Annotated in this window: 15 protein-coding genes; 1 reads left to right on the forward strand and 14 read right to left on the reverse strand. The window is 40.9% G+C overall.

What is annotated here, in order from left to right:
* Positions 1–35: 35 nt before the first annotated feature.
* The 6 genes from rpmE to A8L44_RS17215 form a co-directional block, all read right to left on the reverse strand.
* Positions 36–254 carry a 50S ribosomal protein L31 gene (rpmE, locus tag A8L44_RS17190; protein ID WP_066109340.1) on the reverse strand — a complete coding sequence of 73 codons (219 nt, stop codon included), beginning with the start codon at positions 252–254 and terminating at the stop codon, positions 36–38.
* Between the two features lie 123 nt (positions 255–377).
* Positions 378–1,661: a transcription termination factor Rho gene (gene rho / locus A8L44_RS17195; RefSeq protein ID WP_066109343.1), complete on the reverse strand. Its 1,284-nt coding sequence runs from the start codon at positions 1,659–1,661 to the stop codon at positions 378–380.
* A 386-nt stretch (positions 1,662–2,047) separates the two neighbouring features.
* Positions 2,048–3,334, reverse strand: coding sequence for a UDP-N-acetylglucosamine 1-carboxyvinyltransferase (locus tag A8L44_RS17200; RefSeq protein ID WP_066109346.1), 1,287 nt, complete (start codon positions 3,332–3,334; stop codon positions 2,048–2,050).
* Positions 3,335–3,476: 142 nt separating this feature from the next.
* A complete protein-coding gene (gene fsa / locus A8L44_RS17205; RefSeq protein WP_066109349.1) occupies positions 3,477–4,127 on the reverse strand; it encodes a fructose-6-phosphate aldolase in 651 nt (216 codons plus the stop codon).
* A gap of 162 nt (positions 4,128–4,289) precedes the next feature.
* Positions 4,290–5,147 (reverse strand): class II fructose-bisphosphate aldolase, encoded by an 858-nt coding sequence (locus tag A8L44_RS17210; RefSeq protein ID WP_066109352.1) that lies wholly within the window; start codon positions 5,145–5,147, stop codon positions 4,290–4,292.
* A gap of 165 nt (positions 5,148–5,312) precedes the next feature.
* Positions 5,313–5,690 (reverse strand): response regulator, encoded by a 378-nt coding sequence (locus tag A8L44_RS17215; RefSeq protein ID WP_066109355.1) that lies wholly within the window; start codon positions 5,688–5,690, stop codon positions 5,313–5,315.
* Between the two features lie 215 nt (positions 5,691–5,905).
* On the opposite strand from A8L44_RS17215, the gene A8L44_RS17220 reads away from it, so the two are divergent.
* Positions 5,906–6,451: a DUF2529 family protein gene (locus tag A8L44_RS17220; RefSeq protein ID WP_066109358.1), complete on the forward strand. Its 546-nt coding sequence runs from the start codon at positions 5,906–5,908 to the stop codon at positions 6,449–6,451.
* 341 nt (positions 6,452–6,792) lie between these two features.
* Here the strand turns inward: A8L44_RS17220 and A8L44_RS17225 are convergent, their stop codons facing one another.
* The 8 genes from A8L44_RS17225 to A8L44_RS17260 form a co-directional block, all read right to left on the reverse strand.
* Positions 6,793–8,391: a CTP synthase gene (locus A8L44_RS17225; protein WP_066109361.1), complete on the reverse strand. Its 1,599-nt coding sequence runs from the start codon at positions 8,389–8,391 to the stop codon at positions 6,793–6,795.
* A gap of 222 nt (positions 8,392–8,613) precedes the next feature.
* Positions 8,614–9,189 carry a DNA-directed RNA polymerase subunit delta gene (rpoE, locus tag A8L44_RS17230; RefSeq protein ID WP_066109364.1) on the reverse strand — a complete coding sequence of 192 codons (576 nt, stop codon included), beginning with the start codon at positions 9,187–9,189 and terminating at the stop codon, positions 8,614–8,616.
* Positions 9,190–9,587: 398 nt separating this feature from the next.
* Positions 9,588–12,845 carry a fused isobutyryl-CoA mutase/GTPase IcmF gene (icmF, locus tag A8L44_RS17235; RefSeq protein WP_066109367.1) on the reverse strand — a complete coding sequence of 1,086 codons (3,258 nt, stop codon included), beginning with the start codon at positions 12,843–12,845 and terminating at the stop codon, positions 9,588–9,590.
* Positions 12,846–12,865: 20 nt separating this feature from the next.
* Positions 12,866–13,498, reverse strand: coding sequence for a TetR/AcrR family transcriptional regulator (locus A8L44_RS17240; protein WP_066109370.1), 633 nt, complete (start codon positions 13,496–13,498; stop codon positions 12,866–12,868).
* A gap of 90 nt (positions 13,499–13,588) precedes the next feature.
* Positions 13,589–14,731, reverse strand: a complete 1,143-nt coding sequence (locus A8L44_RS17245) for an acyl-CoA dehydrogenase (protein ID WP_066109372.1) — start codon at positions 14,729–14,731, stop codon at positions 13,589–13,591.
* 20 nt (positions 14,732–14,751) lie between these two features.
* Positions 14,752–15,888, reverse strand: coding sequence for an acyl-CoA dehydrogenase (locus A8L44_RS17250; RefSeq protein ID WP_066109375.1), 1,137 nt, complete (start codon positions 15,886–15,888; stop codon positions 14,752–14,754).
* A gap of 26 nt (positions 15,889–15,914) precedes the next feature.
* Positions 15,915–16,766 (reverse strand): 3-hydroxybutyryl-CoA dehydrogenase, encoded by an 852-nt coding sequence (locus A8L44_RS17255; protein WP_066109378.1) that lies wholly within the window; start codon positions 16,764–16,766, stop codon positions 15,915–15,917.
* Between the two features lie 19 nt (positions 16,767–16,785).
* Entirely contained in the window at positions 16,786–17,979 is a 1,194-nt protein-coding gene (locus A8L44_RS17260; protein ID WP_066109381.1) for an acetyl-CoA C-acetyltransferase, read from the reverse strand.
* Between the last annotated feature and the right edge of the window lie 110 nt (positions 17,980–18,089).

Consider the following 18,089-nt stretch of genomic DNA (forward strand, 5'->3'; position numbering starts at 1 on the left):
GCGGCTTACCCGCTGCCTGTTTCCGAAAATCAAAATTATTGTTCTTGTTGTTGGGATTTGAAACCATACTTCTTGTTGAAACGCTCAACACGTCCATCAGCAGAAGCAAACTTTTGACGTCCAGTGTAGAATGGGTGGCATTCATTGCAAACCTCTACGCGCACCTCTTCTTTAACAGAGCCAGTTACAAATTCATTACCACAAGCACATTTAACAGTTGCTGTTTTGTAATTAGGGTGAATTCCTGTTTTCATCTTTTCCACTCCTTCCGCCCTGAGTCTTTCGAAACAGAGTTATCAAGCGTGCTCTTTTTAGTATAAGCACACTCAAGATATTATAACAGACGTGTTATTTTAAATCAACAGCTACTGCTACTATTACAAGATTCTTTTCGATCCGCCCGTTGACTTTTTCATCTCGTCATCGAGGTATTGAAAGAATTCTTGGTTGGTTTTAGTTTGTTTAAGTTTTCGTAACAGACGCTCAGCAAAATCAGGCATATCTGACATCGTTTTGCGAATAGCCCATAATTTTTCCAAATGGTCTTTCGGAATAATAAGCTCCTCTTTCCTTGTCCCAGATCGGCGAATATCAATAGCAGGGAATATTCTTCTTTCTGCTAGTGAGCGATCCAGGTGAAGCTCCATATTACCCGTTCCTTTAAATTCTTCGTAAATAACGTCATCCATTCTTGAACCTGTATCCACAAGAGCTGTTGCTAAAATGGTTAAGCTACCGCCTTCTTCAATATTACGGGCAGCTCCAAAGAAACGCTTCGGACGGTGAAATGCCGCCGGGTCAATCCCACCTGACAATGTTCTGCCGCTTGGAGGGATTACTAGGTTATAAGCACGTGCCAATCTTGTTATACTATCCATTAAAATAATAACATCTCGTTTATGCTCAACCAGACGCATAGCACGCTCTAATACAAGCTCTGCTACTTTGATATGGTTTTCAGGAACCTCATCAAATGTTGAGCTGACTACATCTGCCTGTACAGATCGCTCGATATCTGTTACTTCCTCAGGACGCTCGTCAATTAAAAGGACGATTAATTCCGCATCCGGGTGATTCGTTGTAATGGCATTGGCGATTTCTTTAAGAAGCATCGTTTTACCAGCCTTTGGAGGTGCGACAATCAATCCACGTTGCCCAAAACCAACAGGTGCTACGATATCCATTACACGTGTAGATACATTGCGGGGAGTTGTTTCAAGTACAACCTGACGATCAGGATACAGCGGAGTTAATGCAGGGAAATGCACCCTCTCCTTAGCTGATTCAGGATTATCCCCATTCACTGCTTCAACATGCAATAATCCATAATACCGTTCATTTTCTTTTGGAGGACGTACCTTACCGGATACTTTATCACCGTTTCTTAGATCAAATCGGCGAATCTGAGATGCCGAAATATAGATATCCTCTGAACTTGGTGAGTAATTGATCGGTCTTAGGAATCCAAACCCTTCAGATGGAATGATTTCTAAAACACCTTCCATGAATAGGTACCCATCTCGCTCCGCCTGAGCTTTTAAGATGGCAAAGATCAATTCTTTCTTTGTCAGCTTACTATAATAGGACACTTTATACTTTTTAGCTTGTTCATAAAGCTCTTTTAGCTTTAAATTCTCTAAATCGGAAATTGTTAATTCCATTATGACACCACACTTCAGTAAATTAATTAGATTGATTTTAGTGATTTGTTTATTACTACATGGATAGGGTTATCAAGAAGAAAATATTTAGGAAGGTAAAAGGATGAGTTGCGGTTTAAATCCACGTAAACCATTTGTTGCTTTCATTAGCAATTATATTCTATTCTATTTTTTTCTCAAAAACAAATCCATTTTACTCGCTTTTGATTCAGACTTCAACTATTAACATCACATAGAGGTTTTTAAAACTATTGCAACATTCTCAATATATCACAATTTCATAATTTTTATAATAAAGTCCTCCAGATTTTCACCTGGAGGAACTACTATTTTTATCTAAATTACGTTTTCATAACCAAATTTGGTTTCTTATTTAGATTGTTACATTAAGAATTCTTAAGCTGCTCAATCTCTCTCGGCGATAATTGTTCTCTCCATATGGTCGCTCCCAGTCCTGAAAGCTTGTCCACTATAAAGCTGTATCCCCGATCGATATGCTCGACACCGGTTATTTCGGTAACTCCCTCTGCTAATAGACCAGCAATAATTAAAGCAGCTCCGGCGCGCAAATCACTTGCCTTCACTTTTGCTCCATTAAGCTGAACAGGTCCATTAATAATTGCAGAACGGCCTTCTACCTTAATATCGGCGTTCATCCTGCTTAATTCATCTATATGTTTAAATCGAGATCCATATATGGTATCCGTAACAACGGAAGATCCAGTAGCCTTCGTCAATAATGCTGTTAAGGGCTGCTGTAAATCCGTAGGGAAACCAGGATATACAAGGGTTTTTATATCTACTGCTTTTAATTTTTCAGCCTTCGGTATATAAATCTGGTCGTCCCGCTCTTCAATATCAATTCCCATTTCTCTTAGCTTTGCAATCAGGGATTCAAGATGCTGCGGTATTACATTATCAATCAATATACCTTCTCCAACTGCTGCGGCAACAATCATATAGGTTCCTGCCTCGATACGGTCAGGAATAATGGTATGTCTGCAACCATGAAGTTTTTCGACACCCTCGATACGAATGACATCCGTACCTGCACCTTTGATACGGGCTCCCATATTCGTTAACAATGTTGCAACATCGATAATTTCCGGCTCTTTCGCAGCATTTTCAATAATGGTTTTGCCTTTAGCTAATACAGCTGCGAGCATGATATTAATCGTTGCTCCTACGCTGACAACATCCAGGTAGATTCGGGCTCCACGTAATTCTTCAGCACGCAAATAGATTGCCCCCTGCTCATTTGTTACCTGAGCACCGAGAGCTTCAAATCCTTTGATATGCTGATCAATTGGGCGAGGTCCCAAATAGCATCCCCCCGGCAAGCCAATAACTGCTTTCTTAAATTTACCGAGCATCGCTCCCATTAAATAATAGGAGGCACGTAATTGTTTGACCCTTCCGTTTGGAAGAGGCATTGATATCATCTTACTCGGATCAACAGTCATTTCAGTTGAGTCAAGTGTTACCTGACCGCCGATTTCTTCAAGTAATCCTTTAAGCATTTCTACGTCAGAGATATTTGGAAGCCCCTCAATTGTTACAGATGAGTCAGCAAGAATAGTTGCTGGTATTAAAGCAACTGCACTATTCTTTGCACCACTTATGCGAACTTCCCCTTTTAGCGGATACCCACCCGCTATTTTAAGCTTTTCCATAATAACTCCCTTCTGCGCCCTTGATGTGATTTTATCCGTCCGGCGAGAATAAGGTAAATATTACCACAAAAATCACCTGAATTAAAGCTAGTCTGTCAAATTGTTTCACAAGCTCGGATCATTCATACATATTTTACCACGATTATTTTTCTGTTCTTGTTTCCCAATCCTTAAGGAATGCTTCAATTCCTTTGTCTGTTAGCGGATGCTTACAAATTTGAAGAATTACGTTATAAGGAACCGTTGCAATATGTGCGCCGCGAAGTGCTGCTTGCGTCACATGCTGTGGATGACGGATACTTGCTGCAATAATCTCTGAATCGATATCATGGATTGCAAAGATTTCTGCAATTTCAGCTATTAAATCAAGTCCATTTTGTCCAATATCATCTAATCTTCCGATAAAAGGAGAAACATATGTTGCACCTGCTCTAGCAGCTAATAAAGCCTGATTGGCATTAAAAATTAAAGTTACGTTTGTTTTGATTCCTGCTTCAGTCAATGCATGAACTGCTTTTAATCCGTCTGGAGTCATTGGTACTTTTACTGTGATGTTCGGAGCAATCTCAGCTAATTCTTTACCCTCACGAATCATACCTTCCGCATCCAGTGCAATAACCTCTGCACTTACAGAACCAGGTACCAACGCTGTTATTTCACGCAGACGATCATGGAAAGAAACATCTTTTTCCTTCGCAACTAATGATGGGTTCGTTGTTACACCTGCCAAAATACCAAGTGCATGGGCCTCTTTAATTTCATTTAAGTTTGCTGTATCTATAAAAAACTTCATTTAAATTCCTCCTTGAATGAATTTCTATGTCTTTTATATTGTGTCATTGTTCTCCATTTTGAGCAAATAATTTCACCTTTAAAAACGTATGATTTAACCAAAATTATGTATAGTAAAAAAGAGGATCCCATGATGAGTGGCATCCTCTCGTAAAGATATCTTTTATGCTTTGTTATTAGAACCGAATTCACGAATTTTACCGATAACCGTTTCTTTAATTGCTTCACGAGCTGGTCCAAGGTATTTACGTGGATCGTATACTTCTTTGTCCGCAGCCAATACTTCACGTACCGCTTTAGCAGAAGTGATTTGGTTTTCAGTATTTACATTAATTTTAGCTGTTCCAAGAGAAATAGCTTTTTGGATATCGTGTAAAGGAATACCGGATCCACCGTGAAGTACTAATGGCATACCAGTTTCTTTTCCGATTTCTTCCATCTCTTTGAAACCTAATTTCGGTTCACCTTTGTAAGGTCCGTGAACAGAGCCTAACGCTGGAGCAAGACAGTCGATATTTGTACGTTTTACAAGATCTTTACACTCTTCAACGTCAGCATAGATAACGCCATCAGCTACTACGTCATCTTCTTGTCCGCCAACTGTTCCAAGTTCTGCTTCAACAGAAACACCATTTGCATGAGCATATTCAACCACTTTAGAAGTAATTTCAATATTCTCTTCGTATGGGTGATGAGAAGCATCAATCATAACGGAAGTGAATCCTGCATCAACAGCTTCTTTACATTTTTCAAAGCTGGAACCGTGGTCTAAGTGAATAGCAACTGGAACTGTTGTCTTGTATTCTTCCATTAAGGCTTTTGTCATTGCTACACACACTTTAAAACCGCCCATGTAACGAGCTGCCCCTTCAGAAACCCCTAAGATTACTGGAGATTTTTCTTCCTCAGCAGCTTGAAGAATAGCTTGGGTATACTCTAGATTATTGATATTAAATTGTCCAACTGCATATCCTTCTTCTTTTGCTTTGTTCAGCATTTCAGTCATTGATACTAAAGGCATTTTTCTTCCTCCTTGTTAATAATAAGCTCGAGCCAAACGGCTTCCCTTATCATTTTCCCTAATGGATCGATATGTATTCCCCCTTCTGCAAAAAGCGTCAGAGGGAAGTTATCTCTAGCATATCAACTTGTCCTCAAACTATCAACAAGTGTGCAAAATGTACATTTAACTGTCAATTTTAGCAACCGGTAAATGATCCTTTACCGCTTTCCTAATATCATCAATATCAAATGGTTTTGCAAAATGAGTCAAGGCTCCCAGGTTCATCGCTTCCTGAATCATATCTAATTCTCCATACGCTGTCATAATTAATACACGAATGCCCTGATCTTCTTCTTTCATTCTTTTTAAAATCTCAATTCCGTCCATACCGGGAATTTTCATATCCAGCAACACTAAATCTGGTGATTCACTTTTCTGGAGCGCCAATGCCTGCTCTCCATTTGCCGCCAGAAATGTTTGATATCCTTCCTGCTGCAGTACTTCATTCAGCAAAATACGGATGCCAAATTGATCATCAACAATTAAAATTTTTTCATTCATTTTACACAGCTCCTTCTTTCCGTTAGCCTGTATAAATAAGACACTTAAATCTATAAGTTCTACTAATAGGTAAATAATACCTTTATTCAAACGAAATTGTCTTTCGACAATTTACGTTCAAGCATTTATACTTTGACAGGAACTTATCATTTTAATGCTGTAAAAACAGTAAAAATGAAAGCATCTATTACTATTAAAATCAGGAGTTGACCCAAATGCTGAAAATATATTTAACTCAATTAACTGGTATTTATAAAAAAATTGAACAAGATGAACAGGAAAATATGGAGGACGCAGCGAGATTATTAGCTCAGGCTTTAGTCAGCCATGGTATTGTTTATCTTCATGGTTTTAAAGAAATGGATGGGATTATCAGCCAGGCAATCGATGGACCTGAACCGATCAAGGGCGTGAAGCGATTGTATAACGGCCAATATATGGCTCAAATCGAGCAACGAGACCGCGCCATCATTTTTGCACGAACTGCAACCGAACCGGAAGCAGTTGCTTTAGCTGAATCCTTAAACGGACAGCGTATCCCTTTTGTTGCCGTTTCCCTGGCTCCTGCTGCAGATGATATCAATACGCCGAACCTTGCCAATCTGGCAGATATCCATATTGATTTAAAAGCAACACGAGGTCTTATTCCAAATGAGGATGGAACAAGAAGCGGGATTCCCACCCTTGCAGCCGCCCTCTTCGTTTATCAGGGAATCACTCTGTCAATCGATGAAATCATTAAGGAATATGAAGAAGAATAATTATCCTGCTTGGCCAAAAAATAACTTTACATTACGTAAGCGCATACCAGCAAGTTTCTTGTCTGTTTTTGTTTGATAAAAGTTTTCTGATAATGATTTCGTTTACTATATAAAGTTGTAAGTTTGGACGATTGAGATTAGTTGAAATTTTATAATTTCAACTAATTGAATAGCCTTTTCAGATGAGCGTTTTCCAATTTATTGAACCTTTATAGGACGAATTGTATATTTAATCGCCCTTATGAGTACAAATATCACTTTTGAGTAAAAAATCACTCGAAAATAAAAAAGGTGTACAGAGCTATCAGTAGTAACTGATTTTCTGTACACCTTTATTTTTATTATTTTTCGCCTAGTGATGCATGAATGAATTCACGGAACAATGGCTGCGGACGCTGTGGTCTTGATTTGAATTCTGGATGGAATTGAGAAGCAATGAACCAAGGATGATCCTTCAATTCAATAATTTCTACCAGACGTCCATCCGGGCTGGTACCTGAGAAGATAAAGCCTTGTTTCTCCATATCTTCGCGGTAATGGTTGTTGAACTCATAACGATGGCGGTGGCGCTCATATACCACTTCATCTTGATAAGCTTCAAATGTTTTCGTTCCAGGAACAATTTTACATGGATATAAACCAAGTCTAAGAGTCCCGCCAAGGTCCTCGATATCAATTTGTTCAGGAAGTAAGTCAATGATTGGGTTTGTCGTTTCCGGATTAAGCTCAGAAGAATGAGCATCTTTTAACCCAAGAACGTTACGTGCAAATTCAATGGATGCTAACTGCATACCAAGACAGATTCCAAAGAACGGCTTTTTGTTAGTGCGGGCATATTCGGTTGCCAGGATTTTTCCTTCAACACCACGGTCTCCAAATCCGCCCGGCACCAAAATACCATCCACATCATCAAGCATTTCATTTACATTCTCTTTATTTACATGCTCTGCGTTAATCCATTTAATCTTCACATCTGCATCAAATGCATAGCCGGCATGTTTTAATGCTTCTACTACAGAAATATAGGCATCTTGAAGCTCTACATATTTTCCAACAAGACCGATTTTCACTTCTTTGGTCAGATTCGTTACTTTATGTAGCAACTCTTTCCATTCTGTCATATCTGCATCGTTTGTTTGCAATTTCAAATGGTTACAAACAATTTCGTCCATTCCTTGTGCCTGAAGATCCAATGGAATGGAATATAAAGTTTCTGCATCACGGCACTCGATGACAGAATTTTTATCAATGTCACAGAACAGAGCAAGTTTGTCTTTCATATCCTGAGAGATTGGTAATTCTGTACGCACGACGATAATATTTGGCTGAATACCTAAGCTGCGCAATTCTTTAACACTGTGCTGTGTAGGCTTTGTTTTCATTTCACCAGCAGCTTTAAGGTAAGGAATCAATGTACAGTGAATGTATAGAACGTTATCGCTGCCAATATCACTCTTAATTTGACGAATCGCTTCCAGGAATGGCAAGGATTCAATATCCCCTACTGTTCCGCCAATTTCGGTAATAACGACATCCGCATTTGTATCATGGCCAGCTTTCAAAATCCGCTCTTTAATCTCATTCGTAATATGCGGGATTACTTGCACCGTTCCGCCTAAATAGTCTCCGCGGCGCTCTTTCTTTAACACGTGAGAGTAAACTTTACCTGTTGTTACATTGGAAAGCTTAGATAAATTGATATCAATAAAACGCTCATAATGGCCTAAGTCTAAATCTGTTTCTGCACCATCATCTGTTACGAAAACTTCACCATGTTGATAAGGACTCATCGTTCCCGGGTCCACATTGATGTATGGGTCAAATTTTTGGATTGTCACTTTCAAGCCTCTGTTTTTCAATAAGCGGCCAAGTGAAGCAGCTGTAATCCCTTTTCCTAAAGAAGATACAACTCCGCCTGTAACAAAAATATATTTTGTCATCTATAAAAACCTCCTAAAAGATCGTATTGATTTCATTTGGTAAGCACAAATCTATTAATAGTGATTAGTTTTTGTTTTTTCATCGGGCCTATCCCCTAAAAAAAATAAAAAAGCCCCCTTGCAAGCAAGGGAGCTTAAAATCGCTTAATAGTGTTTCCTTTATTTTAAAGGAGCCCAATGAATATTCTACAAAGATTGACACTTTAAGTCAAGGTTAAAGGATTAGCGATTGTCGTCCTCTTCTTCTTCGTCAATCACAAGATCTTCTTCCTCTTCTTCTTCGTCGTCAAGATCATAATCATCCTCAACGATAACTTCGTCCTCGATTAGATCCTCATCATCATCATCCTCATCATCATCGATGTCATCGATATCGTCGAAATCATCAATTAAAGAATCATCCTCATCATCGTCGTCATCGAAGTCATCAAGATCATCAAAATCAAGAACTTCATCCTCATCATCAAAGTCATCAACGAGTGCTTTTTTGCCTTTTTTCTTCTTCTTCACTTTAGAAGCTGGAACTGTTTCTTCTTCAACTTGTTCAACAGGGTACCATCCTTTTAGTCCCCAGCGATTGTCTCCAATACTGATAAAACGGCCGTCTACATTTAGATCTGTATAGAATTGGCCCATTTTTGCACTAACTTCTTCATCTGTCAAACCAAGTAATTTTTGGATTTTATCCATCATTACCTTAAAATCTATTGCTTCTTTCTTTTCTATAAGTAACACGTTCGCAATTTCAATGTAAGCCATTTCACTTACTTCTTCCTTAGACAGGTTGGCTAGTTTCATTGTTCGCACTTCCTTTCTATCAAATCAACATGAATGCCCAATTATGCATATCCCATTATAACCAAACGATTCATCTTTTTGCCACTTTATTTTATCCGTTCTATCCTTTTTCCTCTTGCGGCTTTATAAGAATATAAATAAAAAGCCATCACAAGGACTTAAAGGGGCACTGATCGGTCTTTGTTCAACCCGTTTCCAGTATCCTCTCGTTTCTCCATTATAACCTGCTTTTATGTATCTTATAATAAAAAGCTTCTACTTTTTTATCCTACCATACAACCAGCTATTAATGTTCAATCCCATACACAAATATTGAGCAAATGATCAATCCTTTGAATGTCATCCTAAAAAATCAGAGTACAGACATTAATTAGTCTGTACTCTGGTAGCACAGAAACTTACATATTTCTGCGATATTGCCCTCCAACTTCATATAATGCATGGGTGATTTGGCCAAGACTGGCTGTTTTAACAGTTTCCATCAGCTGTTCAAATATGTTCTCTCCATTAATGGCAGCCTCTTTGAGTTGAGTTAGAGCATTTTCTGCAGCCATTCCATGAATCTCCTTAAATTTATCTAGATTAGCAATTTGTAAATCCTTTTCATCCTTTGTGGCACGGGCCAATTCCATATTGTTTACTTCATCTTCACTCGGCGGATTAGGATTTAAATAGGTGTTCACACCAATAATCGGAAGCTCACCCGAATGCTTTTTCATTTCATAAACAAGAGATTCATCCTGAATTTTGCCACGTTGATACTGCATTTCCATTGCTCCAAGGACTCCACCTCTGTCGTTGATTCGTTCAAATTCGCGGAGAACCGCTTCTTCTACTAAATCCGTTAATTCCTCAACAATGAAGGAACCCTGAAGAGAATTTTCATTCTTCATCCAGCCAAATTCTTTCGTAACAATCATCTGAATGGCCATGGCCCTTCGTACGGATTCCTCCGTTGGTGTAGTGATTGCTTCGTCATAGGCATTGGTATGCAGGGAGTTACAATTATCCTGCAAAGCAAGCAAAGCCTGCAGAGTCGTACGGATATCATTAAAATCAATTTCCTGAGCATGCAGGGAACGTCCCGAGGTTTGGATATGATATTTCAGCTTTTGGCTTCGTTCATTCGCACCGTATTTATCTCTCATAACAATTGCCCATATTCGCCTTGCCACACGTCCGAGAACAGTATATTCTGGGTCCAGTCCATTTGAGAAAAAGAACGAGAGATTCGGTGCAAACGAATCAATGTCCATACCTCGGCTTAAATAATATTCTACATACGTAAAGCCATTCGACAGTGTAAATGCTAATTGTGAAATGGGATTTGCTCCTGCCTCAGCGATGTGATAACCGGATATGGAGACAGAATAATAATTTCTCACCCGATTTTTTACGAAGTACTCCTGGATATCGCCCATCAGTTTTAATGCGAACTCAGTAGAAAAGATACATGTATTCTGTCCCTGATCTTCCTTTAAAATATCTGCCTGAACGGTTCCTCTGACAATCTCCAGGGTCTCTTTTTTTACAGTTTCCTTTTCCTCAGAAGTAAGAGTTCTTTTAAGCTCTGCTTGCTTTTTCTCTATTTGTTGATCAATGGCGGTATTCATAAACATAGCAAGAATGATGGGAGCAGGGCCATTGATTGTCATAGAAACGGAAGTACTTGGTGAACATAAATCAAACCCATCATAGAGTTTTTTCATATCCTCAAGGGTACAGACACTTACACCGCTTTCCCCAACCTTCCCATAAATATCTGGGCGTATATGCGGATCCTCGCCATATAGTGTGACCGAATCAAAAGCCGTGCTCAGCCGTTTGGCCGTATCATCCTTTGATAAATAATGAAAACGGCGGTTCGTTCTCTCCGGTGATCCTTCTCCGGCAAATTGCCGCTTCGGATCCTCTTCCTGTCTTTTAAACGGAAACACACCTGCAGTGAACGGAAATTTCCCGGGAACATTCTCTTTCTGTACCCAGCGCAGGATTTCTCCATAATCCTGAAACTTAGGTAAAGCTACTTTCGGTATGGTCAGACCACTTAATGTACTAGTCCTCAATTCTGTCTTAATTTCCTTATTTCGTACTTTCGTAATCAGTTCTGTTTTTGAATATAATTCCTTCTGATTATTCCAGCCATCAAGAATGGCTTTTGACTCATTGGTTAGATTTTGCCTGTATCCCTTTTGAAGCTCGCTCAGCGGCTCTGTTCCATCCGCTGAATATCCCTCTTCCTCTAACGCCTGTATGGTACCTTCTATTTGAAATAATCGCCTGGCAATCTGTTGTTGCTCAAGTGAGGCGGTATGATATTGCTTTACTGTTTCAGCGATTTCCCGTAAGTAATATTGACGGTCGGGAGGGATGATGACATTTTGCTTTTCTGAACGCATAGATGTATTAAAACGGCTTTTGTATTCCTGACCTGTTTTCTTCTCAATGACTTCAAGCAACGCAGCAAAAAGTGCGTTTGTACCCACATCATTAAACTGGCTCGCAATCGTTCCGTACACCGGCATTTCAGCCAGATCCTTATCAAATAGATTGCGGCTGCGCTGGTATTGTTTTTGAACCTGGCGCAATGCATCCTCTGATCCTTTTCTTTCAAATTTATTAATAACAATTAAATCAGCAAAATCAATCATATCTATTTTCTCAAGCTGTGAAGGGGCTCCAAACTCACTTGTCATGACATACATGGATATATCACATACTTCCGTTATTGCCGCATCTCCCTGGCCAATTCCGCTTGTTTCAATAATTACAGCATCAAATCCGGCTGCTTTTACGACAGCTATTGCATCTTTTATCGAATTGGAAAGCTCAGAGTGTGAGTTCCGCGTCGCCAAGCTCCTCATATACACACGCGGATGAAAAATGGCATTCATTCGTATTCTGTCTCCAAGCAACGCTCCGCCTGTTTTTTGCTTCGTTGGGTCAATCGAAAGAATTGCTATGTTTTGTTCAGGGATTTCATTAATGAATCGCCTTATTAATTCATCTGTAAGCGAGCTCTTTCCCGCTCCCCCAGTACCGGTTATCCCAATTACCGGAATATGGTTAACCTGTTTATCATCTATTTTTTGCAGTTCATCTGACAAAGCAACGGCTTCCTGCCCAGCCAGCAAGCGATTTTCCACCATCGTAATCGCGCGTGCTACAGTTAATGGGGCCGATACGGATAGATTCCCCTCATTCAACTCTTCAAGCGGGGGCAGTGGATAATCACATTCACGTATTAGCAATTCCATCATGCCCTCAAGGCCCATTTCTCTTCCATCATCCGGTGAAAAAATCTTTGCAATCCCATATTCATGCAGCTCTTTAATCTCCCTTGGTATGATGACTCCTCCGCCGCCCCCATAAATACGAATATGGCCGGCTCCTCTTTCCTTGAGCAAATCGTACATATACTTAAAAAATTCTACGTGACCACCCTGATAGGAAGAAACAGCAATCCCCTGAACATCCTCCTGAATAGCTGCATTAACAATTTCCTCAACAGAACGATTATGACCGAGGTGAATCACCTCCGCTCCTTTTGCCTGAAGAATTCTTCTCATAATATTGACACTGACATCGTGCCCATCAAATAAACTCGAAGCCGTCACAAAACGAATAGGGTGTTTCGGTTTATATCCTTTATTCATCTTTTTTCATTCCCCTTTGCTTATCTGTTTTCCCCATTGGCTAAACCGCTTAAAAGAAGATGCGATTGCATTTCAATATATTGATCGATTGTATAGCTTTTTCTAAGTCCCCATCTCCTGAATGCCCACATTTGTCCATGAACAATAATGTTATGTGCAAGCAGGTGAATTTGTATCGGGCTTAAATCAATTTCCTCATGCTGTACACATGTCTGAATAAGTTCCTCAAACATTTTCGTCATTTCATTTTCTTTATTTAATACATATGGCAATGCTGCCCTGCTCAATGATTTTGCTTCCTGGTACATCACCAATACTTCATCCTGCATTTCATCACAAATTTTAAAATAATAGGCGATACCTAAGCGCAGCCCGGCAAATGTTCCCTCGCTTTCTTCAAGCGCCTTTTGAAGCCGGTCCTTCACCTCATCGTAAATATTGTCACAAACCAGATATAAAATATCATCCTTTGATCTGATATATTCATAGAGCGTTCCAATACTGAATCCTGCTGCCTTTGCTATTTCCCTTGTTGTTGTTCGGTGGTAGCCCTTCTCTATGAATAAAGAGACCGCCCCTTTAATCATCTCGTCCCGGCGTTTTTTCACAAGCCTCTCATCCTTTACCGAGGCATGGACTACGATTCTCTTCACCCTTTCACCCACCTACCTACAAGTATTTCTTTTAAAAATCAATTCTCCCCGGATAAAGATAGCCGGGAAGAACCCTATAAAAATTTGAAATTAGTTTTTGGTGAGCATTCTTGAGATAACAAGTCTTTGGATTTCCTGTGTTCCTTCATAAATCTGTGTTATTTTCGCATCGCGCATATAGCGCTCAACCGGATAATCCTTTGTATATCCATACCCGCCAAATACCTGTACCGCTTCTGTTGTGACCTTCATTGCTGTATCGCCGGCAAATAATTTGGACATAGCCGACTCTTTTCCATATGGAAGTCCCTCGGATTCCAGCCAAGCAGCCTGATAGGTTAAAAGTCTTGAAGCCTCTATACTGGTTGCCATATCTGCAAGCTTAAAGCCAACTCCCTGCTGGGCAGAAATTGGTTTGCCGAACTGAACTCGCTCCCTCGCATAATCCACTGCAGCGTCGAGCGCTCCCTGAGCGATTCCAACAGCCTGCGCAGCAATGCCATTTCTTCCTCCATCAAGGGTCATCATGGCGATTTTAAATCCTTCTCCCTCTGTACCTAATAGATTCTCCTTCGGTACTTTACACTCTTCAAAAATAATCTCTGTTGTTGGAGATGAACGAATCCCGAGTTTCTTTTCCTTTTTTCCAACACTAAAGCCAGGGAAATCTTTCTCCACAATGAATGCGCTTGTACCTTTATGTGTAGAGGACGGATCTGTCAATGCAAAGACCACATATGTATCCGCCACGCCCCCATTTGTAATGAATATTTTAGAGCCATTTAAAACATAATGATCTTCTTCCAGACGGGCAGTTGTTTTCATAGCTCCCGAATCCGAGCCCGATCCCGGCTCCGTCAGCCCATACGCTCCAATTTTCTCTCCCTGCGCCATAGGTCTTAAATATTTTTGCTTTTGTTCTTCATTGCCAAATTTATAAATTGGCCAGCCAGCCAATGATGTATGAGCAGATAGCGTAACACCTGTTGAAGCACAGACACGCGAAAGTTCTTCAATGGCAATGCAATAGGCTACATAATCACTGCCGATTCCACCATACTCCTCTGGCCAAGGAATACCTGTAAGCCCGAGCTCCGCCATTTTGTTAAAGATTTCCCTGTCAAAACGCTCTTCCTCATCCCGTTCGGCCGCAGTCGGTGCGACTTCATTCCGGGCAAAGTCCCTAACCATTTTGCGAATCATTTCATGTTCCTCTGATAATTTAAAATTCATTCCTATTTCCCCCTGTTCTATTAACCCATCAAATGCTTACTGATTACTATTCGTTGGATTTCGCTTGTACCTTCGTATATTTCTGTCACCTTTGCATCCCTGAAATAACGTTCTACTGGGTATTCCTCGGTATAGCCATAGCCTCCAAAAACCTGGATTGCTTCGGTCGCCACTTCAACTGCCGTACGCGAGGCAAACAGCTTTGCCATGGATGCCTCCTTTGTACAAGGCTGATTCGAACTTTTTAAAGCAGCTGCCTGATAAACCAGTAATTTTGAAGCCTCAACCATTGTCCCCATATCGGCGAGCTTAAAGCCTATTCCCTGCTGAGCAGAGATTGGTTTCCCAAATTGGCTGCGATTCTTTGCATATTGGACAGCATGCTGAAAAGCCCCTTCCGCTATCCCAAGTGCCTGTGCTGCAATCCCAATCCGCCCTGTATTCAGGTTATTCAGCGCGATGGACATTCCCTGTCCTTCTTCCCCTAGCAGATTCTCGGCCGGTACTCTCATATCCTCAAAGATGAGCTGAACTGTTCTTGATCCATGCAAGCCCATTTTATTTTCATCCTTGCCGATGGTAAGTCCGGGCGTGTCTTTGTCTACAATAAAAGCGCTGATTCCCTTATTTCTCTTAGAAGGATCCGTAGAGGCAAAAACAATATAGACATCTGCCTCACCGCCATTCGTGATAAATATTTTTGAACCATTGACGATATACTCCCCATTTTTTCTTACAGCTCTTGATTTCAGGGAGCCTGCATCTGATCCGGCACTTGGTTCAGTTAGACAGAAAGCACCCAGATATTCGCCACTTGCAAGCTTCGGTATATACGCCTTTTTTTGTTCTTCATTACCAAAATTCAAAATCGGGTAGGTTCCAACAGATGTATGGACGGATAAAATCACGCCGACTGTCGGACTTATTTTCGATATTTCATGTATCGCTGTAATGTAGGAGATATAATCCATTCCGGCCCCGCCATATGACTCCGGTATCGGAATCCCCATCAGTCCAAGCTCCGCCATTTTGGATACAATCTCCCTCGGAAACAATCCAGCTTCCATCTTTGGTACAAATGGCTCGATTTCCTTGACGGCAAATTCACGAACCATTTTTCTCATCATTTGCTGCTCATCCGTAAACGTGAATTCCATTGCAGCCAGCCTCCTTTTTGACAAACTTAGTTGTATTGGTAAAATCCTCTGCCGGATTTCTTGCCGAGCCAACCGGCACTTACATATTTACGTAGCAGCGGACATGGCCGATATTTGTCATCTCCAAGACCTTCATGCAAGGTTTCCATAATGTACAAACATGTATCAAGCCCAATAAAATCAGCGAGCTGCAGCGGACCCATTGGATGATTCATCCCCAGCTTCATCACTTCATCAATGGCTTCCTTGGAAGCAACCCCTTCATATAGGGTGAATATGGCTTCGTTGATCATCGGCATGAGTATGCGGTTTGAAACAAAGCCAGGAAAATCATTTACTTCTACCGGAATCTTTCCGAGCTCTTTAGCGGTCTCTTCAATTTTTTTATATACTTCTTCAGAAGTTGCGAGACCGCGAATGATCTCCACAAGCTTCATGACAGGCACAGGATTCATAAAATGCATACCGATTACCTGCTCCGGACGTTTTGTTGCTGCTGCAATTTCCGTAATTGGTAAGGAAGAGGTATTCGTAGCGAGAATTGTGTGAACCGACGCAACCTCATCAAGCTCTTTAAATATTTTCTTTTTGATATCCATATTTTCTGTAGCTGCTTCAATTATGAGGTCGACATGACCTGCATTTTTCATTTCAGTTGAGGGTGTTAATCTTTCCAGGATCTCTACTTTTTCCTGTTCACTTAAACGCCCCTTCTCCACTTGCCTTAACAAATTATTTTCGATGGTAACCAGACCCTTTTTTACAAACTCTTCAGTTAAATCGTGCAGAAACACCTCGAACCCTGATACCGCACAAACCTGTGCAATTCCAGACCCCATTTGCCCTGCACCGATGACCATTATTTTTTTAATCTCCATCCCACTTCACCCCGTTTTTTTATTCTTTTGCCTTTGGCACTTCGATCATAATGGCATCTCCCTGTCCGCCGCCGCTGCAGATAGACGCGATCCCTATGCCGCCGCCACGTCTCTTCAGTTCATACATGAGGGTGAGAATGATTCGCGCCCCACTAGCTCCGATTGGATGGCCAAGGGCAACCGCTCCACCATTTACATTCACTTTTTCAGCATCAAGATTGGCAAGCTTGCCACTCGCAAGGGCAACCGCTGCAAATGCCTCATTCACTTCAAATAAATCAATATCATCCAGTGATTTTTCTGTTTTCTTAAGCAGCTCATTAATGACTAAGCCGGGAGTTTTTGGGAAATCCTTTGCTTCCACAGCAATTTCGGCATGGCCGATAATTCTTGCACCAATCTTGTATCCTTCATCAATTGCTTTATCCTCACTCATTAAAACAAGTGCTCCAGCCCCGTCATTAATCCCCGGTGCGTTTCCAGCCGTTATTGTTCCATCCCGGTCAAATGCCGGTTTCAAGGAACTCAGCTTCTCCACTGTCGTATCTTTTCGCGGCGCTTCATCGATTTCCACAACAACCGGCTCACCTTTACGCTGTTTGACCGATACTGGAACGATTTCTTCCTGCAGAAGGCCGGATTCAATTGCTCGAATTGCCTTTTGATGGCTCTGATAAGCCCAGTTATCCTGATCACTTCTTGATAATTCCAGGTCCTCAGATGTGCTGTTACCGTAAGACCCCATATGTACACCGGTAAAGCTGCATGTCAAACCATCATGGACCATCATATCGACCAGCGGCGTATCTCCCATACGAGCTCCCCACCTTGCTTTCGGAAGAATATATGGAGCATTGCTCATTGATTCCATCCCGCCGGCCACGATAACTTCTTCTTCACCAAGCCGAATGATCTGGTCTCCGAGCGTGACGCTTCGTAAACCCGATGCACATACTTTATTAATCGTCTCTGTCTTTACTGACCATGGAAGCCCTGCATGTCTTGAGGCCTGACGAGAAACGATTTGCCCTTGGCCACCCTGTAATACACATCCCATAATGACTTCATTCACATCTGCCGCATTTACACCTGCACGTTCTATAGCCTCTTTGATTGCTATTCCGCCTAACTCCGAAGCTGTTAAACTGCTTAATGCTCCTCCAAATTTTCCAAAAGGCGTCCTAGCTCCATCAATAATTACGGTTTTCCCCATCGTTATCCCTCCGCTTTCAAATTTCATACTTTGGTTAATTGACTGAACGCTCGCTCGTCGTTGGCAGAAAATATGTAAGCGCTTTAATTTGGTATATTTGTATTTTACTG

It is taken from the genome of Bacillus sp. FJAT-27986 (assembly GCF_001685035.1).
GTDB lineage: Bacteria > Bacillota > Bacilli > Bacillales > Pradoshiaceae > Pradoshia.

Excerpts from the sequence above, each read along its gene's own strand:
- rho (WP_066109343.1), bottom strand. The coding sequence starts at position 1,661 with ATGGAATTAACAATTTCCGATTTAGAGAATTTAAAGCTAAAAGAGCTT.
- icmF (WP_066109367.1), bottom strand. The coding sequence starts at position 12,845 with ATGAATAAAGGATATAAACCGAAACACCCTATTCGTTTTGTGACGGCT.
- A8L44_RS17220 (WP_066109358.1), top strand. The coding sequence starts at position 5,906 with ATGCTGAAAATATATTTAACTCAATTAACTGGTATTTATAAAAAAATT.
- A8L44_RS17255 (WP_066109378.1), bottom strand. The coding sequence starts at position 16,766 with ATGGAGATTAAAAAAATAATGGTCATCGGTGCAGGGCAAATGGGGTCT.
- A8L44_RS17225 (WP_066109361.1), bottom strand. The coding sequence starts at position 8,391 with ATGACAAAATATATTTTTGTTACAGGCGGAGTTGTATCTTCTTTAGGA.
- rpmE (WP_066109340.1), bottom strand. The coding sequence starts at position 254 with ATGAAAACAGGAATTCACCCTAATTACAAAACAGCAACTGTTAAATGT.
- A8L44_RS17250 (WP_066109375.1), bottom strand. The coding sequence starts at position 15,888 with ATGGAATTCACGTTTACGGATGAGCAGCAAATGATGAGAAAAATGGTT.
- A8L44_RS17260 (WP_066109381.1), bottom strand. The coding sequence starts at position 17,979 with ATGGGGAAAACCGTAATTATTGATGGAGCTAGGACGCCTTTTGGAAAA.
- A8L44_RS17210 (WP_066109352.1), bottom strand. The coding sequence starts at position 5,147 with ATGCCTTTAGTATCAATGACTGAAATGCTGAACAAAGCAAAAGAAGAA.
- fsa (WP_066109349.1), bottom strand. The coding sequence starts at position 4,127 with ATGAAGTTTTTTATAGATACAGCAAACTTAAATGAAATTAAAGAGGCC.
- A8L44_RS17245 (WP_066109372.1), bottom strand. The coding sequence starts at position 14,731 with ATGAATTTTAAATTATCAGAGGAACATGAAATGATTCGCAAAATGGTT.
- rpoE (WP_066109364.1), bottom strand. The coding sequence starts at position 9,189 with ATGAAACTAGCCAACCTGTCTAAGGAAGAAGTAAGTGAAATGGCTTAC.
- A8L44_RS17200 (WP_066109346.1), bottom strand. The coding sequence starts at position 3,334 with ATGGAAAAGCTTAAAATAGCGGGTGGGTATCCGCTAAAAGGGGAAGTT.
- A8L44_RS17215 (WP_066109355.1), bottom strand. The coding sequence starts at position 5,690 with ATGAATGAAAAAATTTTAATTGTTGATGATCAATTTGGCATCCGTATT.